Origin of the sequence: Kitasatospora sp. NPDC093102, from assembly GCF_040683915.1 — a bacterium.
GTDB lineage: Bacteria > Actinomycetota > Actinomycetes > Streptomycetales > Streptomycetaceae > Kitasatospora.
Genome location: NZ_JBFBFA010000005.1, coordinates 124,559 through 148,476, shown reverse-complemented (window position 1 = coordinate 148,476; position 23,918 = coordinate 124,559). Strand labels below are relative to the sequence as shown.

At 70.9% G+C, this 23,918-nt stretch carries 24 protein-coding genes and 5 pseudogenes; 12 read left to right on the top strand and 17 right to left on the bottom strand.

The window, feature by feature from the left end; genetic code table 11:
• Positions 1-16: 16 nt before the first annotated feature.
• Genes AB0O11_RS09995 through AB0O11_RS09975 form a run of 5 tightly spaced genes read right to left on the bottom strand, consistent with a single transcriptional unit; the run spans position 17 to position 5,859 of the window.
• A complete protein-coding gene (locus AB0O11_RS09995; RefSeq protein WP_363383778.1) occupies positions 17-1,423 on the bottom strand; it encodes an MATE family efflux transporter in 1,407 nt (468 codons plus the stop codon).
• 24 nt (positions 1,424-1,447) lie between these two features.
• The gene (locus AB0O11_RS09990; RefSeq protein ID WP_363383776.1) at positions 1,448-2,479 is read right to left on the bottom strand and encodes a cysteine synthase family protein; all 1,032 of its coding nucleotides are present in this window, start codon (positions 2,477-2,479) and stop codon (positions 1,448-1,450) included.
• Between the two features lie 32 nt (positions 2,480-2,511).
• Positions 2,512-3,843: a Y4yA family PLP-dependent enzyme gene (locus AB0O11_RS09985; RefSeq protein ID WP_363383774.1), complete on the bottom strand. Its 1,332-nt coding sequence runs from the start codon at positions 3,841-3,843 to the stop codon at positions 2,512-2,514.
• Positions 3,834-4,823, bottom strand: coding sequence for an ornithine cyclodeaminase family protein (locus AB0O11_RS09980; protein ID WP_363383772.1), 990 nt, complete (start codon positions 4,821-4,823; stop codon positions 3,834-3,836). Before AB0O11_RS09980 ends, AB0O11_RS09985 begins: the two co-directional genes overlap by 10 nt.
• A gap of 46 nt (positions 4,824-4,869) precedes the next feature.
• Positions 4,870-5,859, bottom strand: a complete 990-nt coding sequence (locus AB0O11_RS09975; RefSeq protein ID WP_363383770.1) for a TauD/TfdA family dioxygenase — start codon at positions 5,857-5,859, stop codon at positions 4,870-4,872.
• 385 nt (positions 5,860-6,244) lie between these two features.
• Here AB0O11_RS09975 and AB0O11_RS09970 point away from each other — a divergent pair, with 385 nt between their 5' ends.
• From AB0O11_RS09970 to AB0O11_RS09955, 4 genes are all read left to right on the top strand, one after another.
• Positions 6,245-7,804 carry an ABC transporter substrate-binding protein gene (locus AB0O11_RS09970; RefSeq protein ID WP_363383769.1) on the top strand — a complete coding sequence of 520 codons (1,560 nt, stop codon included), beginning with the start codon at positions 6,245-6,247 and terminating at the stop codon, positions 7,802-7,804.
• Positions 7,805-7,905: 101 nt separating this feature from the next.
• Positions 7,906-8,799 (top strand): ABC transporter permease, encoded by an 894-nt coding sequence (locus AB0O11_RS09965; RefSeq protein ID WP_363384000.1) that lies wholly within the window; start codon positions 7,906-7,908, stop codon positions 8,797-8,799.
• Positions 8,796-9,644, top strand: a complete 849-nt coding sequence (locus tag AB0O11_RS09960; RefSeq protein WP_363383768.1) for an ABC transporter permease subunit — start codon at positions 8,796-8,798, stop codon at positions 9,642-9,644. Before AB0O11_RS09965 ends, AB0O11_RS09960 begins: the two co-directional genes overlap by 4 nt.
• The gene (locus tag AB0O11_RS09955; protein ID WP_363383766.1) at positions 9,641-11,104 is read left to right on the top strand and encodes an ATP-binding cassette domain-containing protein; all 1,464 of its coding nucleotides are present in this window, start codon (positions 9,641-9,643) and stop codon (positions 11,102-11,104) included. Before AB0O11_RS09960 ends, AB0O11_RS09955 begins: the two co-directional genes overlap by 4 nt.
• On the opposite strand, the gene AB0O11_RS09950 is transcribed toward AB0O11_RS09955, so the two are convergent.
• The 8 genes and pseudogenes from AB0O11_RS09950 to AB0O11_RS09915 form a co-directional block, all read right to left on the bottom strand.
• Complete coding sequence (locus tag AB0O11_RS09950; protein ID WP_363383764.1) at positions 11,064-11,312, bottom strand: hypothetical protein; 249 nt, start codon at positions 11,310-11,312, stop codon at positions 11,064-11,066. The genes AB0O11_RS09955 and AB0O11_RS09950 overlap by 41 nt on opposite strands.
• 11 nt (positions 11,313-11,323) lie before the next feature.
• The gene (locus tag AB0O11_RS09945; protein WP_363383763.1) at positions 11,324-11,461 is read right to left on the bottom strand and encodes a hypothetical protein; all 138 of its coding nucleotides are present in this window, start codon (positions 11,459-11,461) and stop codon (positions 11,324-11,326) included.
• Positions 11,462-11,623: 162 nt separating this feature from the next.
• Positions 11,624-11,815: pseudogene (locus AB0O11_RS09940) on the bottom strand (adenosylcobinamide amidohydrolase); the annotation flags it as partial.
• A 431-nt stretch (positions 11,816-12,246) separates the two neighbouring features.
• Positions 12,247-12,804, bottom strand: a pseudogene (locus tag AB0O11_RS09935) (helix-turn-helix domain-containing protein); the annotation flags it as partial.
• A 234-nt stretch (positions 12,805-13,038) separates the two neighbouring features.
• Positions 13,039-13,808: pseudogene (locus AB0O11_RS09930) on the bottom strand (ECF transporter S component).
• Positions 13,805-14,008, bottom strand: a pseudogene (locus AB0O11_RS09925) (cobalt ABC transporter ATP-binding protein); the annotation flags it as partial. The pseudogenes AB0O11_RS09930 and AB0O11_RS09925, both read right to left, overlap by 4 nt.
• A gap of 53 nt (positions 14,009-14,061) precedes the next feature.
• Complete coding sequence (locus AB0O11_RS09920; RefSeq protein ID WP_363383761.1) at positions 14,062-14,484, bottom strand: arsenate reductase ArsC; 423 nt, start codon at positions 14,482-14,484, stop codon at positions 14,062-14,064.
• A 230-nt stretch (positions 14,485-14,714) separates the two neighbouring features.
• Positions 14,715-14,912 (bottom strand): hypothetical protein, encoded by a 198-nt coding sequence (locus tag AB0O11_RS09915; protein ID WP_363383759.1) that lies wholly within the window; start codon positions 14,910-14,912, stop codon positions 14,715-14,717.
• A 302-nt stretch (positions 14,913-15,214) separates the two neighbouring features.
• Between AB0O11_RS09915 and AB0O11_RS09910 the strand changes: the two genes are divergently transcribed.
• The 5 genes from AB0O11_RS09910 (at position 15,215) to AB0O11_RS09890 (ending at position 18,502) form a co-directional block, all read left to right on the top strand.
• A complete protein-coding gene (locus tag AB0O11_RS09910; protein ID WP_363383757.1) occupies positions 15,215-15,814 on the top strand; it encodes a class I SAM-dependent methyltransferase in 600 nt (199 codons plus the stop codon).
• 474 nt (positions 15,815-16,288) lie between these two features.
• Positions 16,289-16,615 (top strand): metalloregulator ArsR/SmtB family transcription factor, encoded by a 327-nt coding sequence (locus AB0O11_RS09905; RefSeq protein WP_363383755.1) that lies wholly within the window; start codon positions 16,289-16,291, stop codon positions 16,613-16,615.
• Entirely contained in the window at positions 16,612-17,721 is a 1,110-nt protein-coding gene (gene arsB, locus AB0O11_RS09900) for an ACR3 family arsenite efflux transporter (RefSeq protein ID WP_363383753.1), read from the top strand. Before AB0O11_RS09905 ends, arsB begins: the two co-directional genes overlap by 4 nt.
• A 5-nt stretch (positions 17,722-17,726) precedes the next feature.
• Positions 17,727-17,945 (top strand): DUF2180 family protein, encoded by a 219-nt coding sequence (locus AB0O11_RS09895; RefSeq protein ID WP_363383752.1) that lies wholly within the window; start codon positions 17,727-17,729, stop codon positions 17,943-17,945.
• On the top strand, positions 17,942-18,502 hold the full coding sequence (locus AB0O11_RS09890) for an FAD-dependent oxidoreductase (RefSeq protein WP_363383750.1): 561 nt from the start codon (positions 17,942-17,944) through the stop codon (positions 18,500-18,502). The genes AB0O11_RS09895 and AB0O11_RS09890 overlap by 4 nt, the downstream gene beginning before the upstream one ends.
• 202 nt (positions 18,503-18,704) lie before the next feature.
• On the opposite strand, the gene AB0O11_RS09885 is transcribed toward AB0O11_RS09890, so the two are convergent.
• From AB0O11_RS09885 to AB0O11_RS09875, 3 genes and pseudogenes are all read right to left on the bottom strand, one after another.
• The gene (locus AB0O11_RS09885) at positions 18,705-19,418 is read right to left on the bottom strand and encodes a cation transporter (protein ID WP_363383748.1); all 714 of its coding nucleotides are present in this window, start codon (positions 19,416-19,418) and stop codon (positions 18,705-18,707) included.
• On the bottom strand, positions 19,415-19,780 hold the full coding sequence (locus AB0O11_RS09880) for a metalloregulator ArsR/SmtB family transcription factor (protein WP_363383747.1): 366 nt from the start codon (positions 19,778-19,780) through the stop codon (positions 19,415-19,417). The genes AB0O11_RS09885 and AB0O11_RS09880 overlap by 4 nt, the downstream gene beginning before the upstream one ends.
• Positions 19,781-19,977: 197 nt before the next feature.
• A pseudogene (locus AB0O11_RS09875) lies at positions 19,978-20,145 on the bottom strand (N-acetyltransferase); the annotation flags it as partial.
• 456 nt (positions 20,146-20,601) lie between these two features.
• Between AB0O11_RS09875 and AB0O11_RS09870 the strand changes: the two are divergent.
• Both AB0O11_RS09870 and AB0O11_RS09865 read left to right on the top strand, forming a co-directional pair.
• Positions 20,602-20,970, top strand: coding sequence for a methyltransferase domain-containing protein (locus tag AB0O11_RS09870; RefSeq protein WP_363383746.1), 369 nt, complete (start codon positions 20,602-20,604; stop codon positions 20,968-20,970).
• Between the two features lies 1 nt (position 20,971).
• Positions 20,972-21,475, top strand: a complete 504-nt coding sequence (locus AB0O11_RS09865; RefSeq protein WP_363383744.1) for a hypothetical protein — start codon at positions 20,972-20,974, stop codon at positions 21,473-21,475.
• A 103-nt stretch (positions 21,476-21,578) separates the two neighbouring features.
• On the opposite strand, the gene AB0O11_RS09860 is transcribed toward AB0O11_RS09865, so the two are convergent.
• Entirely contained in the window at positions 21,579-22,373 is a 795-nt protein-coding gene (locus tag AB0O11_RS09860) for a hypothetical protein (RefSeq protein WP_363383742.1), read from the bottom strand.
• Between the two features lie 219 nt (positions 22,374-22,592).
• Here AB0O11_RS09860 and AB0O11_RS09855 point away from each other — a divergent pair, with 219 nt between their 5' ends.
• The gene (locus AB0O11_RS09855) at positions 22,593-23,861 is read left to right on the top strand and encodes a hypothetical protein (RefSeq protein ID WP_363383740.1); all 1,269 of its coding nucleotides are present in this window, start codon (positions 22,593-22,595) and stop codon (positions 23,859-23,861) included.
• The last annotated feature ends 57 nt before the right edge of the window (positions 23,862-23,918 follow it).

The following is a 23,918-nucleotide window of genomic DNA, read 5'->3' as shown; positions in this document are numbered from 1 at the left end:
CGGGATGCGATTCGGCTCAGCCTGCGACGGCCGCTTCGGGCGAGGCGACGGCCTTGGCGGACAGAGCGCGGCCGTAGCGGCGCAGCAGGAGGACGGCGGTGGTGGCGAGGCCGATGAGCAGGCCGAGCCACAGGCCGCGGGTCCCGCCGCCGAGGGGGTAGGCGAAGAGCCACGCGGCGGGCAGGCCGACGAGCCAGTAGCCGATGAGGGTGATGCGGAAGCCGCTCTTGGTGTCGTCGAGGCCGCGCAGCAGGCCAACGCCGATGTTCTGGGCGCAGTCGAAGAACTGGAGCACGGCGACGACGACCAGGAGTCCGGTGGCGATCTGCAGCCCCTGCTGGTCGGCGGCCGCACCGGGGTCGAAGTAGGGCCGCAGGACGAGCTCGGGCACCGCGAGGTAGGCGATGCCGACGAAGGTGGTGACGGCGGCTCCGCAGGCGAGTGCGGTGTTCTTGATCCGGCGGGCTGCGGCGTACTCGCCGAGGGCGAGTTCGCGGCTGACGTTGATGGAGGCCGCGTGGGAGAGGCCGACGGCGACCTGGAAGACAATGTAGATCAGCTGGTTGACGGCGGTGTGGGCGGCGAGCGCGGCGGCGCCGAAGCTGCCGGCAAGCAGGGCGGTGACGGAGAAGAAGCCGGCCTCGGAGCCGTAGGTGGCGGCGATCGGGGTGCCGAGGCCGAGCAGGCGGCGCACGGTGGGTGCGTCGGCGCGCCAGAAGTCCAGGCTCAGCAGCGGTGCGAGCTGGGGGTCACGGCGGGCTGAGGTGTAGAGGGCGAGGAAGGAGAGCAGGTAGACGCTGCTGGTGGCGACGCCGATGCCGGTGAGGCCAAGCTTGGGCAGGCCCCAAGTGCCGTGGATGAATATCCAGTTGAGTCCAGCGTTGACGGCAACGGAGGCGACGGTGATCTGGAGCAGGGCCTGGGGGCGGCGCATGCCGACGGTGAACTGACGGATCGCCTGGAACCAGAGGCAGGGCAGCAGACCCGGCGCCAGCGCAGCGAGCATGCCCTGGGCACGGCGGGCGACCACCGCGTCCTGACCGAGCCAGGTGGCGGTCTGGCCGATGAGCACCATCAGGACGGCACCCGCGATGCCGGCCAGGGTGGCGACGGCCATCGCCGCCCGGACCAGGCCGCGCACCTCGTCACCGTCGTCGGCCGCACCCTCGTCCCGCTCCGTGCGCGCGGCGGCGGCCGCGACCTGGTTGCCGACGGAGGTGACGAGGCCGACACCCATGGTGCGCAGCTGGTTGAAGATGACCAGGGCGAGGCCGCCGGCCGCCAGGGTCTCGGTGCCGAGCACGCCCATCATGATGGTGTCGGTGGTGGTGAGGGCGACCTGGGCGAGCTGGGTGAGAGCGAGCGGGACGGCGAGGGCGGCGAGGGCGCGGCTGTCGCGGGCGAGGGTGGCTAGCTGCTGCATCGTGGGTGTCACGTTTCTCGGAAGTCAGGGCCTGCGGAGCTTGGTGAGCGTTTCGTCGATGTCGGCCTCCACGGCCTCGTCGAGCAGTGCGCGGGCGTTCATCCAGTCGTCGTTGAAGACGGTGTCCATGTACTTCTCGCCCCCGTCGTTGATGAAGGCGACCATAACGGCATCCGGTGCCAGGGTCTGCAGACGGTTCAGGGCCTCGTGGACAACGCCTCCGGCGGAGCCGCCGATGAGCAGGCCGGTGCGGCGGGCGACGACGCGGGCGGTGGCGAAGGCCTCGATGTCGCCGACCTTCACTCCCTCGTCGATGAGGTCGTAGTCCACCAGCAGGCCGATGGTGGCGCCCTCGGGGGTACCGGTGCCGGACTGGTAGTAGTCGTGGGCGGGCGGCCCGAAAGCGATCGAGCCCTTCGGCTCGACGCCCACGACGGCGACGTCGGGTACGGAGTGCTTGAGCTCGCGGGCGGTCCCGCACAGGCCGCCGCCGGTGCCGACGGCGCCGATCAGCACGTCGACCCGGTTGCCCAGTGCCTGGGCGATCTCGCGGCCGACGGCGTAGTAGCCGACCGCGTTGCTGGGGTTGTTGTGCTGCTCGGTGAAGAAGGTGTTGTCCTTGCCGCGGGCCATCTCCTCGGCGAGTTCCTCGCGGGCCGCGGTGTGGAGTTCCTCGCCGTCGGTGTCGGCGTCGACGTAGACGAGTTCGGTGCCCATGGCCTTCATGCCGTACAGCTTGTCGGCGGCGGCGTGGTTGTCGACGACGGCGGTGAAGCGGTAGCCGCGTTCGGCGGCGACGACGGCCAGGCCCAGGCCGGTGTTGCCGGAGGTGGACTCGATGATGTGGCCGCCTTCGCGCAGGTCGCCGCGTTCCTCGGCGTCGAGGACCATCTGGCGGGCCATACGGATCTTGGCACTGCCGGTGGGGTTGAACATCTCCAGCTTCAGGAGCAGCCGGGCGCCGTTGTCGGCGCGGGCGAGTTCGAACAGCGGGGTGTAGCCGATGAGGTCGGATATCCGGCTGACCACCGGGGGGCGGTTCAGGACGTCGGTCATGGCAGGGCTCCGTGGGGACGGTGGGGCGGGGGTCAGCGGTCGAGGTGCCAGCGCGGGCGGTCGCCGTGGTGGTCGATGACGACCTTCGGCGGCAGCGGGAGCTCGTGGAAGGGGGACTCGTTGGAGTCCATCTGGTAGCCCGCGGTGTTGGGGTAGACGAGCAGGTCGCCCACGCGGGGCCGGGCGGGGAAGGCGATCTTGCGCCAGGTCAGCAGGTCGGAGTCCAGGCAGCTGGCCCCGCCCACGCACGCCTGGTACGGCTGCCCCCCGCGCCCGGTGTGGTCGCTGAGCAGGACGGGGTCGGGCAGGTACTCGCTGTTGAACCACTGCTCGGACAGGCTGAGGCTGGTGCCGTCGACGGTGACGATGCCGTACCCGGCGCGGTCCTTGACGCCCTGGACGGGGAACACCGACGACCCGGCGCGGTCCAGCAGGGCGCGGCCGGGCTCCAGCAGGAGCATCACGCCGGCCTGCCGCAGCCGCTCGGCGAGGCTCGGACCGGTACCGCCGGGGCGGGCGGTGAGGATCGCGCGCAGTGCGTCCGCGCCGGCGACGGTTGAGTGGTACGGGTAGAAGTCGCCTAAAGTGAAGACCTTCTCGCCGTGGTAGTGCCCGGGGCCCTGTTCGGTGAGGAAGGTGTCCCAGGCATCGGCGGCGACGTAGTCGACGGGGAAGCCACCGCCGATGCTGATCCGGTCCGCCCACAGGCCCAACGACCTGGCCTTGAGGCAGAGTTCGACGAGCTCTCCGGCGAGGTCGGCGCGCGGCTGGATCGCGTAGCCGGAGAGGTGGAAGCTGAAGCCCTCCATCCGTACGGCGTCCCCGGCCTCGGCGCAACGCTGCAGGGCCTGGTCCAGCTGCGCGTCGTCCAGGCCGAACCGGCTGCGCGGCTGAGCCGACGGGTATCGGCGCAACAGGACGCGGACGGGACGGTCGGCGTCGAGGCCGAGCAGGCGCTCCAGTTCGTCGAGGGCGTCGACGGCGATCAGCGCGCCCTGCCGGGTGGCGACGCGCAGCAGCTGCTCGTTCTTGGCGGGGCCGGTGACGACCAGGTCCTCGCCGCGCACGCCGCGACCGAGGGCGTCGCGCAGTTCCCCGAGGGAGGCGACGTCGACGCCCGCGCGCGCGGCGGCGCACCGGTCCGCGAACACCGAGGCCTTGTTGGCCTTCTTGGCGTAGTAGACACGGCCTTCGACTCCGGCGTCGGTGAGGGCTGCGCGGAACGCGGTCAGGTTGGCGTCGAAGCGTTCGGGCAGGAGGTAGTGGAAGGGGCCGCCGAGGCCGTGGGCGAGCTCGTGGAGCAGCCCGCTTGCGTGGACCTGTTCGGCGAGCGCGTCGGGGTGGGCGGGCAGGGTCAGCGCCACAGGGCCACCTCGGTGCCGAGGCCCTGGTCGGTGGCGAGTTGGGCGAAGCGGTGTCCGAGCGCGATGTCGGTGACGACGAGTCCGCTGTTGTAGGCGAAGATCCGCTGCTCGGGGGTGGTGCGGGCCTTGGAGACACCGGAGATGATGACGGGCAGCTCCAGGTCGACGGCCGGGAGGTTGCCGTCGGCGTCGGCCATGTCGGTGCCGGTGACGCGCATCTGGGCCTCGCTGGTGGCGATCACCCGGTCCGCCTGGTGGAGCGTGGAGGGGGCGAGGCCGTGGCCGACCAGGATCGAGACCGCACCGGGCTTCAGCCAGTCGGCCTCGACGGCGGCGGGGGTGTGTCCGCCGGCGGTCGCGACGATGACGTCGGCGTCGCGGGCGGCGGCCTTGAGGTCGGTGACGAGTTCCAGCTCGCGGTCGGGGAAGTGCCGGGCGAGTTCGGCGCGGACGGCGGCGATGCCGTCGGGGTGGGTGCCGGACAGGAGGAGGCGTTCCAGTTTCGGCAGGGCGGTGAGCAGGAACGGCAGGGCCAGGCGGCCCTGGGTGCCGGTGCCGATCACCAGCGCGGTGGACGCATCGGGGGCGGCGCACTCGCGGGCCAACAGGGCGGAGACGGCGGGGGTGCGCAGGGAGCCGATGCGAGAGCAGTCCATCATGGCGACGGGCAGGCCGGTGACGTCGTCGTAGATGGTCAGCGTCGTGTAGTAGTGCTGGTTCTCGCGGCTCTCGTCGAGGCCGTGCTTGTAGGAGGTCTTGATGGCGACGACGTTGCGCACGCCGTCCCGGCCGAGCATGGCGTAGGAGACGGAGTGGCCGTCGGCGGGCTTGACGGTGAGTTTGCGCGGGTTGTCGGACTGGCCGGCGGCCAGGGTGCGGTAGGCCTGTTCGACGGTGTCGACGACGTCGGCGAGGGTGATGTCCAGGCCTGCGAGGTCGCTGGTGGACAGTACGCGCAGGGTGGTGTCGTCCCGGTCCATGGGGGTGTGCCCTTTCGAGATGGTGAGGTGGCGTCGGGTCGGAGGCTCAGGCGGCCCAGGCGGTGAGGGCGGCCTGTCCGTAGCCGTGTTCGTCGTGCTCGGCGAGCGGGCGGGTGGGACGGCCCTCGACTCGGGCGGAGGCTCGCTTGAGCCAGCGGTCGGTGCCGTCGTAGCGGGCCTGGAACGGGACGCGGCCGTGGACGACGATGTCGTTGTCGACGACCAGGATGTCGCCGGGCTCCAGGCTGACCGCGACGGAGACGCGGGCCAGCTCCTCGCCGAGGCGTCCGTACGCCTCGCGCCAGTCCTGGTCGGTGTCGTCCAGTGGGGTGTAGGCGGGGTCGTAGCGCATGGTCAGGCCCTCGGGCGTCTCGAAGAGGGCCGGCACCAACGCGGGCCGTCCGGCGAACTTCCGGGCCTGCTCGTAGGCGTCGTCGGGCAGGATCGGTGCGACCGGCCGCTTCAGCTGTTCGACATCGGCGTCGGACAGGTCGGCCAGACGCACGCTGGCCGCGGTGGTGGCGATGGCGTCGTGGTTGCGCATGCAGCACAGCAGCAGCAGGTGCGCGCGGCCGGGGTGGAAGGCGTCCTCGGTGTGCGGGGTGAGCAGGACGGAACTGGAGGCCCCGGTCTGCTCGCTCTCGTGGCCCGGCGACGGAACGATGTTGTGCACGAACCGGCCGTCCTGCTGGCCGTCCCAGGCAATCGGAGTGCCCATCAACGTGGAGACGAGCAGCAGCACCACGTCCCAGAGCGCGCCGGAGTCACCGACGGTCGACCAGTGACCGGGCGTGGGGCCGAGGTCGGCGTCGTCGAGCTCCAGTCCGCGCAGCACGAACAGGCCGTCGGCGGTGTCGACCGGGCGCAGCTGGTGACGCAGCGGTTCGCTGAGCCGGGCGCACGTCACGGGCAGGTCGGCCAGCAGGGCGGGGCTGGTCGCGGAGCCGTGGAAGGCCAGCAACTTGGCCGCGGTGGAGGTGAGTTCCGCGACGGCGTCGGCGTCGAGATGGCGTACCGGGGCAGGGCAGGTGGGCACGGCGGGACCTTCCGGGGACAGGAGAGGAGAAGAAGCACTGGGTGCGGGCACGTGGCATCACCGCGCCGGTGTGGGACGGCGACGGGAGCTGCGCGTGGGGCATCGGTCCGGGGCGACTCGAACGACCGGACGACAGGAAACGTAACAACGAGTTCCAGGTAAGGCAAGCCTTACCTGGATTGATGTCCACATTTGCGCAGTCTCGGCTCCGGGGGGCGGCGCACGCATCACACAGGGACAACTTCCCTGCTCACGAGCCAGATTGGGGAACGGGGGCGCATGGCCGGAAGTGGGGCGCACCCCACTGGACGACTTGCGACGTGTCTTGAATTTAGGGTAGGTAACCCTAAGCAAATCGAGCACGGACCCGAGACGAGGATCGAACGTGGGCGTCACCAGACGACAGCTGCTGTGGGCCGGAGCCGGAGCCGGGGCGATCGGCATGCTCGCCGCCTGCGGTGGCGGCAAGGGTGACGCCAAGGAAGCCGCAGCCTCCGGCGGAACCGGGCAGCAGCCCCGCCCCGGAGGGACGTTGAAGGTCGGTGCGCTCGGCAAGGCTTCGGCGGTCACCCGGGACCCGCACGGCACCCAGGCCAACGAGAGCGACTACCTCGTCATCAGCCTGATCTACGACACGCTCGCGATACCCGGGGACAAGACCAACACCGCTCCCCGCCTGGCCGCCTCCTGGAAGCCGTCGGACGACCTGAAGACCTGGCGCTTCACCCTGGCCGACGGCGCCACCTTCCACGACGGGACTCCGGTCACCGCCGACGACGTCGTCTGGTCACTGAAGCGGCTGCGCAACACCCCGGCCGGCAAGAGCCGGCTGCCCGGCATCCAGCCCGAGGGCATCATGGCCGAGGACGCCAGGACCGTCGTCCTGGTCTCCGACTACGCCAACGCCGACCTGCCGCTGCTGACCCGCCTGACCACCTTCGTCCTCAAGAAGGACACCAGGGACGACGCGGTCGCCGGCGCCCCGGGCACCGGCCCCTTCAAGCTCGACTGGTACCGCGACGGCAACGCCCGCCTGGTCCGCAACGACAACTGGTACGGCGGCAAGGTCCTCCTCGACGCCATCGAGGTCCGTCTGTTCGAGAGCCCCCAGGCCATGGCCAACGCCCTGCTCGCCGGGCAGATCGACGTCGCCTCCAACGTCGGTGCCGTCGCCGCCCGCACCGCCGAGGCCCGCAAGGACGTCCAGATCGTCCGTCGGCCCAACGACATGGCGATGCCCATCGTCATGCGCACCGCCGACGGCCCGTTCGCCGACGTACGGGTGCGCGAGGCCCTCAAGCTCGCCGTCGACCGCGACGCCATGGTCAAGCAGGTGCTCTCCGGCTACGGCAGCATCGCCAACGACATCCTCGGCACCGGCGACCCCGCCTTCGCCAAGGACGTCCCGCAGCGCACCCGCAACCTGGCCAAGGCCGAGCAGCTGCTCGCCGACGCAGGCTTCGACACCTCCAAGACCTACGACCTGATCACCACCGAGGACATCGCCGGACTCGCCGAGTCCGCGACCCTCTTCGCCACCCAGGTCCGCGAGGCCGGCGTGAAGATCAACGTGGTGAAGCAGGACTCCAAGGTGTTCTGGGACGCCACCTGGCTCAAGGGCACGCTCTACACCAGCTACTGGGGCACCAACGACTCGGTCGTCTTCTTCGCCTCCAAGACGATGCTCTCGGACGCGGGCCAGAACGAGTCCGGCTGGAACGAGCCGGGCTTCGACGAGACCTACCGCAAGGCCATGGGCACCGTCGACGCCGCCGAGCGCGACAAGCTGCTCCACCAGCTCCAGGAGATCGAGTTCGCGAAGTCCGGCTACCTGCTGTGGGGCATGGCCGACGGCATCGACCTCGCCGGCGCGGCCGTGCGCGACCTGCCCAAGCTCCCCGGCTACGGCCGCGTGCAGCTTGAGAAGACCTGGCTGGCGCGTTGACCACCCTTCACCCGGTGAACGCGAGAGCGTCCCGAAGCCTCCCGGCCCGCATCCTCCCCGGTGCGGGCCGGGTCGCCTGGCAGGCCGCCCGACGCCTGGTCATGCTCGTCGTCCTGCTCGCCGCCGTCTTCGCGGCCATCGAGCTCCTCCCGGGCGACGCCGCCGGCGCGACCTCCGACCGGGGCGTCACCGCCGCCGACCTCGCCGCCCGCCGCACCGCCATGGGCCTCGACCGCCCCGTCGCCGAGCGCTTCTGGGACTGGATGACCGGCCTGCCCACCGGCGACCTCGGCACCACCGCGCGCGGCCAGCACGTCACCGATGTCCTGGCCGGCCCCTTCCCCAACACCCTCTTGCTCGGCGGCCTCGCACTGGTCCTGAGCACCGTCGGCGCCCTCGCCCTCGGCGGCTGGGCCGCGCTGCGCCCGGGCGGGCGCACCGACCGGGCCATTGACGCCCTGTCCACCTCCGCGTTCGCCCTCCCGGAGTTCGTCGTCTCCGTCGGCCTGCTCCTGCTGCTCTCCCAATGGACCGGCTGGCTGCCCGCCGTCACCCTCACCGGCCCGGACGGCAGACCCGAATCCTGGACGATGATCGTCCTGCCCTTGCTCTCCCTGGCGGTCCCCCAGATCGGCTGGAACACCCGCATCGTGCGCGGCGCGCTCGCCGACCAGGCCGCCCTGCCGCACGTCCAGGCCGCGATCCTCGACGGCCTGCCGCGCCGACGCGTCCTCAGCCACCACATGCTTCCCGGCGCCCTGCCCGCCATCGCCGTCGGCATCGCCACCTCCGCCGGCATGCTCCTCGGCGGCACGGTCGTCGTCGAGACCCTCTTCAACTACCCCGGCATCGGCGCCGTCCTGGCCGGCGCCATCACCGACCGCGACACCCCGCTCGTCGCCGGAGTCGTGGCCGCGGCCGGCGCCGCCATCAGCCTGCTCCTGCTGCTCGCCGACCTCGTCCGCACCACCACCCTCGGAGAAGAGCGACGATGACCGCAGACGCCCCGACGGCGACCCCCGCGCCCTTCACCCGACGGACGCGACGGGTGCTCATCCGCGCGGTTCCCGCACTCGTCCTCGTCGCCCTTGCACTCACCGGGCCGCTCCTCGCCCCGCACCCGATCGACGCCCCGGTCACCTTCCCCTACGCCGAAGCGGGTGGCGACGCTCCGCTCGGCGGCGACCAGCTCGGCCGCGACGTCCTCAGCCGCCTGCTGGCCGGGGGCGCTCCCCTGATCGCCACCGCCCTGGCCATCGCCCTCGTCGTCACCGCGGCGGCCACCGCCATCGGCATCCTCGCCGTGCTGCGTCCGGCCCTCGGGCGGTGGATCGAACGCGCCGCGGACCTGACGATCCTGCTTCCGTCCGTCCTCGCCATCATGCTGATCGCCCTGGCCTGGCCCGGCGGCGGACGCCTCGCCGTCGCAGCCGCAGCCACCCTCCTCGGCATCCCCTACGCGGTCCGGATCGTCGCCGCGGCGGCGGCCCCCGTCGCCACCACCGGCTTCGTCGAAGCCGCGGCCGCGGGCGGCGAGAACCTCTGGCACCTCACCGTCCACGAGGTCCTCCCCAACCTGCGCTCCACCGTCCTCGCCCTGTTCGGCCTGCGCTTCGTCGAGGGCATCTACATCGTCTCCGTCGCCGCCTTCCTCCAACTCGGCCCCCAGCCCCCGGAAGCCGACTGGGCGCTGATGATCCGCGAGAACGCCGCCGGCCTCACCCTCAACCCGTGGGCCGTCGGAGCACCCTGCCTCGCCATCGGTCTGCTCGCCATCAGCGTCAACCTCGCCGCCGAAGCCCTCGCCCCCACCCGGCCCACCCCGGAGACCCCGCTGTGAGCACCACCGACCCCGCTGCCCGTGCCGCCGCTCTGTCCGTCACCCTCGGGGACACCCCGCTGCTCACCGACGCCACACTCACCCTCACCCCGGGCCGCGTCACTGCCGTCACCGGGCCCTCCGGCGCCGGCAAGACCACCCTGCTGCGCGCCCTCGTCGGTGCCCTCCCGCCGGGCGCACGCGTCACCGCCGGTAGCCTCACCGTCCTCGGCCACGACATCCTCGCCCTCCCGCCCGAGGAGCTGCGCCGGCTGCGCCGCCACAAGCTCGCCTTCGTCGGTCAGGACCCCGGCTCCGGACTCAACCCCCGCATGCGCGTCAACCGCCTCATCAGCGAGACCGCCGCCGACCGCCGCGGTACCTCCGTCACGGACCTGCTGCGCGCCGTTCGCCTGCCGGTCGACGAAAGCCTCGAACACCGCCGGACCGAGAACCTCTCCGGCGGGCAGCAGCGGCGCGTCGCCCTCGCCCGTGCCCTCGCCCGCCGACCCGCGATCCTCCTCCTCGACGAACCCACCGCCGGCCTGGACGCCGCCCTGCGCGACGACATCGCCGACCTGCTGCGCGGCATCGCCGACTGCGACGACATCGCCATCGCGCTCACCAGCCACGACTCCGACTTCGTCGCCCGCTGCGCCGACGACGTCCTCGCCCTGTGGCCCCATCGTCCGGTCACGACCCCGAGCACGTCCGCAACGCCCCCGGTGCCCGCACCGGCTCGCGTCTCCATCAGTACGGTGCCCGTCGTCGAGGTGAAGGCACTCGACGCCCGGGTCGGCACCGGCCGAAGCCGCCACCAGGTCTTCGCCGGCCTCGACCTCGCACTGCAGCCCGGCACGCTGACCGGGATCACCGGCCCCTCCGGATGCGGCAAGACCACCCTGCTGCGCACCCTCGCGGGCCTCCACCGCCCCGAGGCCGGCCGGATCACCCTCGGCGGCGAACTCCTGGCTTCCTCTTACCGGCGGCGCACCCGCGGCCAACGCCGCCGCATCCAACTCGTCCCGCAGAACCCGCTCGGCGCCCTCAACCCCGCCCACACCGTCGGCGCCACCCTCACGCGCCCGCTGAAGCTCCACTTCATACGACCCGCCGACCGGTGCGACGCTCGCGTCGCCGAACTGCTCACCGCAGTCGGCCTCACCCCCGACCACGCCGACCGCCACCCCCACGAACTCTCCGGCGGGCAGCGCCAACGCGTCTCCATCGCCCGCGCCCTGGCCGCCGAACCCGACGTCCTGCTCTGCGACGAGGTCACCTCCGCCCTCGACGCCGACACCGCCGACGGCATCATGGAACTCCTGCGCAGCCTACGAACCGACCAGGGCCTCGCCGTCGTCCTCGTCAGCCACGATCTGCCCCTGCTCTCGGCCCACGCAGACCTCCTCCTCACCCTCGACGGCGCCGACGGGGCGCCGCTCACGAAGCACCGAGCGACCCCGCGCCCGGTGCCGAACTGAGCTCGATGCGCTGCCCCTTCGTCAAGGACGCCAGCAGGCCATCCTGCGCCGCCGACGCATCGGTGTGGAGCACGTCCAGGGCGGACTCGCCCGACGGGGTGATGGTCAGAACTTCCTGCCGACCGCCGACGTGGACGACCGTCGCCTGCAGCAGGCGCGCCGACAGGAGATCGTCGAAGGCCCGATCCACCTCGGCCGCGGGCACCATGACACGGGCGGTCAGATCGTGCCGACCATGAGGTCCCAGCTGCGCCAGCACTGACAAGGGAGGAACCGGTTGCCGCGCACCCCCGCCCCGGCCGAGCCGGCCAGTGCGGCGCAGGCGATGGCGGTCGCGGCGGCCCTCCGGTCTCCCACCACCGCCGCACCTCAGTCCACTCGCCGCCAACCTGCTGACCAGCGACGTGGACGAGCGCGACGCCCGGTTCTGCACCGGCGAGCGCACAGCCGAGGCTCGGTTGCTGCGCCCCAGGTCGGGACGCCGATACCGGTCGTCACCAGAGCGACGGCACCGCCGTCCTCGCCCCAAGTGCAGTCGTCGACCTCCGCAGCGGTCATCAGCCCGACAGCCGGCCCGCGCAGACCCTCGGCCTCCGCCAGCTCCGCCAGGTGCCGCTCCGGGTCCATGCGGCTGTAGCCCGGCCGGACCTGGGCGTTCACCACCCAGCCGCACTCGCCGATCCCGCCGCCCAGCACCGCGCTGCTGACCATCCGCCGGCCCGGACCGGCCTTCCACACCAGCAGGTGGCGACACGAGCCGTCCTCCGACCACGCTGACCGGAGGACGGCGGGTCGCCGAATCTCGGACACCAGGCTGTTCGCTGTGATCACCTCACAGGCAGGGGGGTCGGGCCGGCTCGGTCCAGCGGCGACGTGCGGTGATCACCGGCTGATGAGGCCTCGTGGATCCCAGCCTTCCGAGACCGATCCGCGGGATCCGCGGATTCGCAGCGCGGAGGTGTCCGGATTCCGCAGATTGGCCTGCTGGATCCCCGCCCGCCGGCGCGGCAGCCTGGAGCGCACGAGCCCGTCAGGGCAGTCCCGACGCTCACGAGGAGTCCCGTGATCGAGCATCACGTCCGTGTCCACCCCAGCGCCGACCGCCTGCCGCGCGAGGAGCAGCTCGCCTGCTGCCGGCGGTCCGCGTCGACCACCCGCACGCCGTGCCGTTCGCCGAGTTCGGCCACCAGCGCGGCAGCGAGGCGGCCCGCCGTAGTCACCGCGAGCGTGGCCGCGGTGCGCTCGGCCTCCTCGTCCAGGGCGGCGATGTGATTGTGGTGCGCGTAGAAGAAGTCCCGTACCTCGTCGTGGGGTTCGGCGGGACTCAGCGCGGCGGTTCCAACGGGGTCGCCGATCTCGGCGACCCTGGTGGCCGCTTCCCGCTAGCGGTGGTACAGCGTGACGAGCGCCCGCGCGACGTCGGGATGGTCCCGGCTCACCTCCGCGATGTCCTCCGTCGCGACGGGAGCGCCGCACGCCTCGTCCGCGAGGGCGGCGCGCAGGTCGGTGGCGAGCCGTTCCTCGTCAGCCTCGGAGAAGAACTCCGGGTCCACGCCGAACACCTCGGAGATCCGCAGCAACACGGCAGCCGTGAGCGGGCGCTGGCTGTGCTCGATCTGGTTGAGGTAGCTGGTCGAGATGCCGAGCTCGTGGGCCAGTTCGACCTGGTTCATGCCGTGCTCTCGGCGCAGCCGGCGCAGCTAGACGTGGGCGAAGATCTTGCGCCCGGCGGGACGTGCCATGGTGCGACGCGCTCCTCTGCTCTGCACCGGGGCGGGCACGGCGCATGCCGCCGTGCCCGCCCCTTGTGATCCCACACTGGCGCGTCAGCCGGCCGGTTCCTCACGCAGCAGGCGGGCGGCGCCCACCAGGCTCTCCAGCGAGGCCATCGTCCGGTGCTTCGCGGGCTTGGGCACCATGGTTGGCCTTTCGGTTCAGGAGTGCGCCTGCCCAGCGGGCTGCGCGGCGGTTTGCGGCCCTACCGTGCCGTCCGGACCGTGCGGGGCCTCGAAGCGCACGGTGGGCTCGAAGTTGGCACGCCGGGCCGCGCAGCGGAAGACGGTCAGGACGGCCGGCCCGACGACGAGCAGGGCGGCGGTGAAGGTGGTGACGGCCCGGCCGGTGTCCCAGCCGAGCGAGGTGGCCAGGTCGAAGAGCAGGTAGCGGTGCCACTGTTCGGTGAAGGGCAGGCCGGGGAGGTAGGCGATGGAACTGTTCGAATCGGTGGAGAACGGCCAGAAGGACAGGTTGAGCAGGAAGCCGAACAGGTAACCGGAGAACGCGCCGTAGGCGGCCAGCATGGACACCTCCCAGCGCCGCCGGTGAGCAGGGCAGAGGCGAACAGTGAGGTGCAGCCGAGGGTGAATCCGAAGCCGGGGCCGAAGACGCGGCCGGCCAGGACGAGGGTGAAGAAAACCGTCTCCACTCCGGCGGTCCCGGCACCGAGGGGTCGGAGCCCGGCGTTGACGGCGGACAGGACGCCGAGCATGGCGAGGGCCTTGGCGTCGATGCCGCCGGCCGAGATCTCCGCGATGACGACGGCGAGCACCAGGACGAGCAGGGCACCGAAGATCAGCGGCGGGGCGTAGTTGGAACCGAGCTTTCCGGGGGCGACGACGAACGGCCAGGTGAAGGCGACCAGGCCGATGAAGGCGACCAGGGCGACGACGATGCGGGCCCGGCCGGGGATCCGGACGGCGGTCATCGGTCGGCCTCCGCCGGTTCGAGGGCCTCGGCGACCTGCCGTGTCGTCAGATAGGCGAGTGGGGCGATGATCTTGGCGGTCTGCGGGGCGAAGGTGGGCGAGGCGACGATGACCTCGGCGGTCGGTCCGTCGGCGACGATCTCACCTTCGGCCATGACCACGACGCGGTCGGCGGCGGAGGCGACGAACTCGACGTCGTGACCCGGCCGGGCCGGAACCGATGATGATCATGTTCCGGACGTCGCTCACTCGGTCAGCCCTCCATCTGCTTGGCGTCGATCTCGGCGATCAGGTTCTCGATGAGGGTCTTGATCTCGTCGCGGATCGGACGGACGGCTTCGACACCCTGGCCCGCCGGATCCTCCAGCTTCCAGTCGAGGTACTTCTTGCCGGGGAAGTACGGGCAGGCGTCACCGCAGCCCATGGTGATCACATAGTCGGATGCCTGGACGGCCTCGGCGGTGAGGATCTTCGGCTTCTGGGCCGAGATGTCGATGCCGACCTCGGCCATGGCGGCGACGGCGGACGGGTTGACCTGGTCGCCGGGCATGGAACCGGCGGAGCGGACCTCGACGCGGTCGCCCGCGAGGTGGGTGAGGAAGCCGGCGGCCATCTGGGAGCGGCCGGCGTTGTGGACGCAGACGAACAGCACGGAGGCTGCGGGGGAGGTGGTCATCTCGCTCTTCCTCGGAGACGGGTGTCGCACGACACGACCGGGCGGAGGCGGTCATGCCTGCGGCACGGCCTTGCGGCAGTTGCGGTGTCCGCAGACCGTTTGCGCTGCTGGACCCGGCGGTCGGCTCGGAGCAGCCGCCGACATCGACAAACGTATCACCACATGATGATGTCAGTCGATAGTGATGTGAACGACGGCGATGAGCTTGCCCGGATCGCCCCGGGTCGTGCTCACCCAGCAGGCGGGGCGACGGGCACGACGGTGCCGTCGATGTCGCACGCGGCGGCCGGGGTGTTGTAGACGGTGCCGAACCGGAGCAGGTTCTGGTGGAGCAGGTCGATCCGGCGCTGGGGCTCGTCGGCGACCAGCCGCAGCTCGTAGGTGAGGGCGGTGAAGCGGGGCGGGGCATCCTGGCGGCGGACCTGCACGTCGGCCTCGGCGCCGGTGGTAGCGAAAGGGCAGCAGCCGGCCGGAGCGTTCGACGTTCTTGAGCAGGCAGGCGGCGAGCAGGTCGGCGGGGCCCGGTGCGCCGCTCCAGGGTCTCCTCCACCACGGGCACTCCGTTCGGCAGGTCGGGAGCGGTGCGCCACCGGCCGCCCGGCGAGCGACCGGGACCGCACGCGCCAGGGCCCGTGGCAGGCGCCTCAGTGGCCATGACCCGCACCAGCGGTGTCACCTTAGGATTCGGGACATGGACAGGATCACGCTGCCAAACGGAGAGCCCCTACCGATGACGACGCGGCGAACCCGCTGGCAGGAGGCGGGGCAGAGCGGGAACTTCGGCCGGCGGTTCGCCGAACTCATCTCCGCCGGCGAGGACGTCGACGGCGAGGCCCGGCTCGCCGACACGCTCCTGCCGCGCGGCGCCCGGGTGCTCGACGCCGGCGCCGGCATGGGCCGGGTGGCCGCCGCGCTCCGGCAGCGGGGGCACGACGTGGTCGCGATCGAACCCGACGAGGCCCTGGTCCGGCAGGCCCGGGAGACCTACCCCGAGCTGCCGATCGAGGAGCGCGACATCCTCGACCTCGGCCCCGAGGACGGCCCGTTCGACCTGGTCGTCTGCGTGGGCAACGTCATCGTCTACCTGGCCGAGGGCACGGAACGCAGGGCGCTGGGCGCGATGCGCGACGTGCTCGGCGAGAACGGCCGCATCCTGGTCGGCTTCCACCTCCAGGACCCGCCGCCGCACGCCCGGAACTACACGGCGGCGGAGTTCGAGGCGGACCTGACCGCCGCCGGACTGCGCGTCGACCTGCGGGCGGGCACCTACCAGCTGCACCCCGCGAACGACGCCTACGGCGTCTGGATCCTGAGCCGCGCCCGGGACTGACCACGTCTCCCAGGGCCGGCACTCGATAGACGGACACCCTTCTGCGGAAGCAGCGCGGTGCACGGAGTCTTCGAGTGCCGGCCCTGAAGCCGATCCCGCCACGACTGGCGCCCGCCCTTGAGAGGGCGCACGCAGCCGGCCTTCCGACGGCAGGGGCGCCGTTGGCGCAGAATTCAGGACCGTAGCGAGCGAGCAAGAGCGGGCTCGCCCTGCCGCTCACATGACGGCGCCATCGTCGACACCCACCCGCACCGGCCCGTTCATCAAGGCGCCCCGGCCTGTGTCCAGTTCCGGGCGACCACGGCAGCCCGGCCCCGCGCCAAGCATGAACGTCCGTACCGAATGCACGAGATGCCCGCACCCGACCCCCAGCGGCGCGACGGCCCTTGCAGCGGCGGCGCCCGGGGGCCGTTCGACTCACGAACTCGGCGGTGGGCTTGGAACTGCCGACGCCATCGACTAACGTATCACTACATGGTGATGTCAGTAGAGAGTGATGCGAATAGCCCGGTGGACGTGCTGAAGGCCGTGGCTGACCCGCTGAGGATGCGGATCCTCACCCTGCTCGCCCGCGAGGCCCTGTGCACCAGCCACCTGGTCGAGGAGACCGGCGCCCGGCAGACCAACCTGTCCAACCACCTCAAGATCCTTCGCGAGGCCGGACTGGTCGACACCGAGCCCTGCGGCCGCTTCACCTACTACAAGCTCCGCCCCGACGCCCTGGACAGCCTCGCCGACCTCCTCGGCGACCTCGCCTCCACCGCCCGCGCCAACACCGACTCGAAAAGATCCTGCCCGTGACCCCCACCAGGACCACCGCTCCCCCGGACCACCCCGAGGCCGGACTGGTCGGCAAGCTCTCCTTCCTGGACCGCTTCCTCGCGGTGTGGATCCTGCTCGCCATGGGCCTCGGACTCGGCCTCGGCCGCCTGATCCCTGGCCTGAACGACGCCCTCGCCGAGGTCGAGGTCGGCGGCGTCTCCCTGCCCATCGGCCTCGGCCTGCTGGTCATGATGTACCCGGTGCTCGCCAAGGTCCGCTACGACCGCCTGCACACCGTCACCGGCGACAAGAAGCTGATGGCCTCCTCCCTGGTGATCAACTGGGTGCTGGGCCCCGCCGTCATGTTCGCCCTGGCCTGGCTCTTCCTGCCCGACCTCCCCGAGTACCGCACCGGCCTGATCATCGTCGGACTCGCCCGCTGCATCGCCATGGTCATCATCTGGAACGACCTCGCCTGCGGCGACCGCGAGGCCGCCGCCGTCCTCGTCGCCCTCAACTCCGTCTTCCAGGTCGTCATGTTCGGCGTGCTCGGCTGGTTCTACCTCGACGTCCTGCCCGGCTGGCTCGGCCTCCACCAGGACGGCCTGCACTTCTCCGTCGCCAAGATCGTCGCCAATGTGCTGATCTTCCTCGGCATCCCGCTGCTGGCCGGCTTCCTCACCCGCCGCCTCGGCGAGCAGAAGCTCGGCCGCGAGACCTACGAGCAGAAGTTCCTGCCGAAGATCGGCCCCTGGGCCCTGTACGGCCTGCTGTTCACGATCGTGATCCTCTTCGCCCTCCAGGGAAAGACGATCACCTCTCAGCCGCTGGACGTGGCCCGCATCGCCCTGCCGCTGCTGGCCTACTTCGCGATCATGTGGTTCGGCACCTTCGCGCTCGGCAAGGCCCTCGGCCTCGCCTACGACCGCACCGCCACCCTCGCCTTCACCGCCGCCGGGAACAACTTCGAACTCGCCATCGCCGTGGCCATCGCCACCTTCGGCGTCACCTCCGGCCAGGCCCTGTCCGGCGTCGTCGGCCCCCTCATCGAGGTGCCCGTCCTCATCGCCCTCGTCTACGTCTCCCTGGCCTGGCGCAAGCGATTCACCCCCGCCGCCGTCACCACGGCAGCAAAGGAATCCTGACCCCCATGCACTGCCTGGGGTGCCGTTCGGCACACACGACCAGCACCGCCGTCGGAGTCTGTCGCAGCTGCGGCGCCGGCGTCTGCGCCGACCACGCCCGCACCGAGGCCGCGGCACTGCGGCGCGGGCCGGTACTCGGCCCGGCCGACAAGACGGTGGTCCGTCAGATCCTGCGCCCGCCCTGCGCGGCACCCGTGGAATCCGGCGCGGGGATCCCTTCGTGACGGCAACGACCGACGTGGTGGTGATCGGCGGCGGCCAGGCCGGGCTCGCCGCCGGCTACTACCTGCGGCGCGCCGGACTCGACTTCGCGGTCCTGGACGCTGCCGAGGCACCGGGCGGCGCCTGGCAGCACTACTGGGAGAGCCTGCGCCTGTTCTCCCCCGCCGCCTACTCTCCGCTCCCCGGCCGCCCCATGCCGGGCCAAGCGGGACAGTTGTGGCCGGGCGCCGAGCACGTCACCGAGTACCTGGCCGAGTACGAGAAGCGCTACGAACTCCCCGTCCACCGCCCGGTCTCCGTCACCTCGGTGACCGACGCCGGGGACAGGGGCCTGCTCGTTCACACCGACGACGGCACCCGGCACACCCGCGTCGCCCCACTGACCCTGCGCGCCGGCGAACGCGGCCGAATCGCCACCACCGGCACCCGCGCGGTCTCCGACCCGCGCGTCCACCTCCTCGGCTACGGCGACTGGACCGGCCCCGCCTCCGCCACCCTCATCGGCGTCGGCCGCACCGCCCGCCAGGCCGTCACCGAGACCACCGACCTACTGCGCTGACCGATCGCAGGAGATTCGGCCGCCGGAGCTCTGTCCGGCTCCACTCGCCGCCCAGGCCTGTCAAGCGCAGAGCGACGGGTGTTCCGACGCGCGTTGCCGCGTTCGGAGCAATGGACGGACTGCGGTGCCTGGCCGTGTCTCCCCGTGGGAACGCGCGGCCCCGGCCATCGGTGACCGTCGTCGCCTCTTGTTGCTGCTCTGGTCAGCAGCCGCACTCCTCACCACGCCATGCCCCGATGCCCTCGCGGACCGCGAGCCCGGCCACCAGCAGGCCGATGACCGGGTCGAGCCACCACAGACCGAACAGCGTGTTGGCGAGCAGGCCGACCAGGACGGCGGCGGCCAAGTAGGCGCACAGCAGGTTCTGGGTGCCCTCGCCGGTGGTGGCCCCGGAGTCGAGCACCTTCCCCAGGCGGCGCTTGGCCCGGCCCAGCAACGGCATCACTATCAGCGAGGAGACGGACAGCACGATGCCGAGCCAGCTGGTCGACGGGTGCTCAGCAGCCGCGAGCGTGGAGATGGCGTCGTAGGCAACGTACGGGGCGAGCAGGAAGAACGTGACCGCGACCGCCTTCTGGGCCTTGGCCTCGGAGTCCTCGGACAGGGTCCGGGTGCCGCTGAACCGCCAGACGATGATCACGGAGGCGAGGCCCTCGATCACCGAGTCCAGGCCGAAGCCGAGCAGGGCGACCGAGCCTGCCAGCACGGCCGCGATGATGGCGACCGCGCCCTCGGCGGCCATGTAGCCCAAGCTCAGCCAGGACAGCAGCCTGGCCTTGCGCGCGGCAGCGTGCCAGGCGGCGTCCCGCTCGACAGGCGGCCGGCAGCAAGCATCGGTGCAGCCGGGCTCGCAGTGGCAGCTGCCGGGCTTCTCGACCATGGCCGGTTCCTCACGGCCGGTGACGGGGGCGCTCATCCGTTGTCTCCACCCGGGTTGCCATAGGTGGGGCAGAGGGTGACCGCGTCACCGGTGGCCTCCAGCACTGGCTCGGCCGCCTGCAGCAGGGCGACCAGCGAGGGCTGGGCGAGGGTGAAGACCGAGGCCCGGCCCACCGGGCGCGAATCGACCAGCCCGCACTCGCGCAGACACGCCAGATGCTTGGACACCGTCGACTGGGCCAGCCCGAGCTGCTCGACCAGATCGACCACCCGGGCCTCGCCCGTCGCCAGGCGCCGCACGATCGCCAGGCGGGCCGGATCACCGAGCGAGCGGAACAGCGCCGCGGCCGGAGCAAGCTCCAGTCGATCGGCATCGAACACAGTAGTTTTCATCGCCATTCGGCGATGTTATCGAAAGGCGTCGCAAGTCGCTAGACAGCCCGCCCGCCGGCCACGAACCTCCAGAAACCGGGCGAACTCGGCGCACGCCCACTCGATGTCGATGGCCATCGATGCACGATCCTCCGCGCGAACCCGAACTCGCCACCCCTTTTGCTCAGGAATGTTCCGGCGACCCGCCGTCGTCCGGCGTTCCGTCAGGCGACCGCCGGGCCGCAGCGCTCGATCAGCACGGTGTCCCGCCAGGTGCCGTGGTGGCGGGCGATGCGCTCGCGGGTGCCGATGCCCCGAAAGCCCGCCTTGGCGTGGACGGCGAGGCCGGCCGCGTTCCCGGGGAGGACGCCGGACTGGATCGTCCGGATCCCGACCGCGTCCGCCCTCGTCGACCTGCGCGCCAACAATCTGTTCGGCCTGCGGCGGCTCCACCCGGCTGTCGGCCTGCTCGTCGCAGTTCTCGCCGCGCGCGAGGGCATTGAGGCGTGCTGTGGGGAGGAGTGCGGGTGCTGACCGTTGCCAGCGCCGCGACGGCCCGCTCCTCGGTCTTCGCCGTCAGCAACAGCCTGCGCCTACGCCACTACCAGCCCGCCAACGGGAGCTGGACCAGAACAGGACACCCCGCCGGACCGAGCCGATCGCGAGAGGGGCTGTCCGCCCCGGTCACCGCGACTGACCAGCGTCCCGCAAACCGAGCGTCCAACCGACGGGATACGGGTCAGCCATCGCCCGTACAGGCCGACGAGCAACCACCCGCGGCGCACACTGGGAAGCGGCCGCCCGGCCTTCGATGCCAGGGCACGCCTCCGCCACCGCCAGGAGGTGCGATGCCATCCCGGACACGGCACCCGCTGTTCGCCCGCTTCTACCCGCGCGTCAACGCCTACGCTGACGCACACGGCGGCCTCGAACACCGCCGAGAACTGCTCATGGACACCTCCGGACGCTTCCTGGAGATCGGTGTCGGCCCCGGTGCCAACTTCCGCCACTACCCGAAGGCCGTCCAGCACGTCCTCGCTGTCGAACCCGAGCCCCGCCTGCGCCGACTCGCCGAGCAAGCCGCGACGACCGCCACTGTCCCCGTCGAGGTCCACGACGGCCGCACCGAACAGCTCTCCGCCGACGACGAGTCGGATTGGCCACTCCGTACGATCGTGCGAGGGACATGGATGACCGACCTGAAGGTGTTCCGGTGAGGTGCCGACGGGCGCGATGTCGAGGTGCGGGGTTCGGATCATTGGTGCCCTCGTCCGGCTCTACGCCCTGCCGACCACCCGGATCCTCGAGCTCACCACCAACCGCTTCCACCGGGACGAGACCGGCGCCGCCTACCTCACCCTCGACCGCAATCCCGTCCTGCCGCCTCCCAAGCTGGCCCGGCTCATCGAAGAGCAGATCAGCCGGCCGGCCGGCGACTCAATGTTCCGCCAGCCCGCACCCGGCACACCCCGCTTCCTGTTTCCTGGCCGACCGGCGAGCAGGCCCCTGAGCTCGGCCAGGCTCCAAAACCTGATGAACCAGCACGACCTGCCCAGCCTCTCAGCCCGCAACACAGCCATGATCGAAGCGGTCAGCGTGTTGCCACCCATCGTCGTCAGCGATCTCTTCGGCATCACGTCCAGCAGCGCCAACCGCTGGGCTCAGTACGCACGGAACAGCTGGTCCGACTACCTCGCGGCTCGTCAGCCCGGCGATAGCTGAACGGTGCCACTCGCCCGCTTCTCCAAGGACCGGGCGGCCGACGTAGGGAGCCGGACCGGATGGTGGCGACCCGCCGGTCCGGCTGTCGCGGTCCTTGTTGTGATCACGCTCCGTGTGCGGTGACTGTTCCGTCGGCCGTCACCTCGTAGACGGCGATGCCCAGCCTCGCGCGGACGTGCTCCGGCACGCGGAGGGCGTGCGAAAGGCCTGACGTTGGGACGACGAGCGCGTACCGCACGCTCACTCTGGGTGCGGTCATCCGGCGCAGTAGCTGTCCGTAGGCGATGTCGGCGTCGATGCCGGGCTGGCTCGTGTGCCCTTTCGCTTCGGCGATGATGCGTTCGCCGTCCCGTTCTGCTTCGAGGTCGGTGTACGAGTCGGTCGGCGGCACGACGGTCCAGCCGGCATCGGTGAGCCAGGTGCGGAACGCATCGACGACCCGGTCCTCGTCGCTGGGCCACGCCTCAAGCACGGGCGTAAGGAGCGCGTCGATCGCCACCAGGTCCGCCTGCCGGTCCCGGCGGTGCAGGCGACCCCGCGCATCGGCATCGAGGTCATCCGGGCGGATGATCGCGAGGCGAAGCTTGTGCGCGGGAATCTCGGTGTCGCGGCGGGCGTCGTAGAGGGCGCGCTGCTCACCACGATGAACGCCGCTGACGGTCAACCGGTCCAGTTTATCGAAGAACGGGACCGCTTCATCATGCTGGCGCTCTCGGTACTCCACCACGAGCTTGCGCTGGGGCCAGTAGCCGTCGACAGGCAGCTTGACGCGGCGCCCGTCAGCGCCGGGGTCGCCGCGTAGCCAGTCGAAGCGGTGCTGCCGCTGCGCGACCTCACCGAGATACTCGTCGCAGAGGTCGAGGACGTATGCCTCGTCACTTTCGGATCCCCCACCCATGACACAGCATCCTGCCAGGAACCCCTGACAAGCCGCCTCCTTCAGGTGCTCGGCCTGGTCACCCGGGGTGCCGCTGTAGTTACTGGGTAGGAGGTCGAGGTTCCCGTGCCCCGTTCAACGCGAGCGCGATCCCGGTATGGCGGCGATCCTCGCTATGCTCGGGGGCCGTTTGAACCAACCACCACAGCCTGTCGAAGGACGTGACTTGGCTTGATATCAATGCCCGTTGAGCTGGTCGCCGTCATCGCCATCGCAGTGCTTGTCACCGCGTGGCTGCTCTGGAGATTCTCGCGAGGCACCACCGCCGCCTCGGGCGGGCACACCGCACCAAGCGCCGCGGCAGAGGTCGGAGTTCGGACCGAGTTCCCGCCCGAAGGGCTTCTGGTCCCCGAGGACGTTCTCCGATCCGTCGGCTCGACGTCCGGCGCGATCTGGGATGCGCTCGAAGCCGCAGCGGCGCCAGTTGCTGTCGAGTACTACCCGGTCAGCGAGGCGGAGGTCGCGAAGTTCCGGACTGGGCCCGTGAACGCGACGGCTCAGCAGGCAATGGTCGGGATCGTGGAGGCCATCAAGCCGAAAAGCCCGACGTTGTTCCGGGTGGTGCTGCCAAAGGGTACAGAGCTCGTCAAGGCCGCCGGAACTTCCGGGTTCAGAGGGTTCTCTCGCAGCGGCGGCAAGACAGCACATGCCGTTCTGAAGCCCGTCGCTGCTGGAGGAGCACTCGTGGCAGGTTGGCCGGTGCTGGCCGTCGCCGGAACCGTCCTAGCGGTAGACATGGTGGCTCAGCGTGAACAGAGGGCGCACCAACGCCGAGTTGAAGCCATCCTGAGCCGCCAGGAGGAACGGGCCTACAACAAACGGATCACGGATCAACGATCGGCCGATGCTCAGCTGTCCCGCGCGATCAGCCTGATGCTTGACGGCGGCAAGCCGAATCTTGAACTCGCCCTGAAGAGTGCGGACGACGAGTTCTATACCTCTCAGCAATTCTTGGAGAAGCACCGCGGCGTCATCGACGAGCTGGTGGACGACGACGGCAAGGTCGACTACCGCCGCCTGGAGGAGACCCTTGGCGGCAAGGAGAAGGAGGTCGACCAGTTCATCCGGGAGCTTCACTTGGCGCGAGCCGCGATAGCGATGCGACGCAAGGCACTGGTTACCTACGCGGCGTCGCTAGCGCTCGCGGATCCCGCCAATCCTTACGCCGCACTGCGGAGGCTCGTGGGGTCGCAGGTTCATCAGTTGGAGGACGCCGATGCGGTGGCGACCGAACTGACCGAACGCCTCGCCCAGGTTGAGCTCAAGGGCCGTTGGCGCGACTCCGACAAGTCAGTGGCGACGCGACAAGAGCGGTTCCGTGCCCGAGTCTCCCCGCCCAAAATCGATGGCGACACCGAGGTTCGCTACCTCATGACGTCTTCCGGCGAGATCCTCCAAGTCCTTCCGCCAGCCGAAAACGAGCCCTTGCAGCTCACGCAGGACGAATAGAGAGATCACCGTCTTGGCCGATGCTCGCCCCACTCGACCAGACCGACATCAGAGATC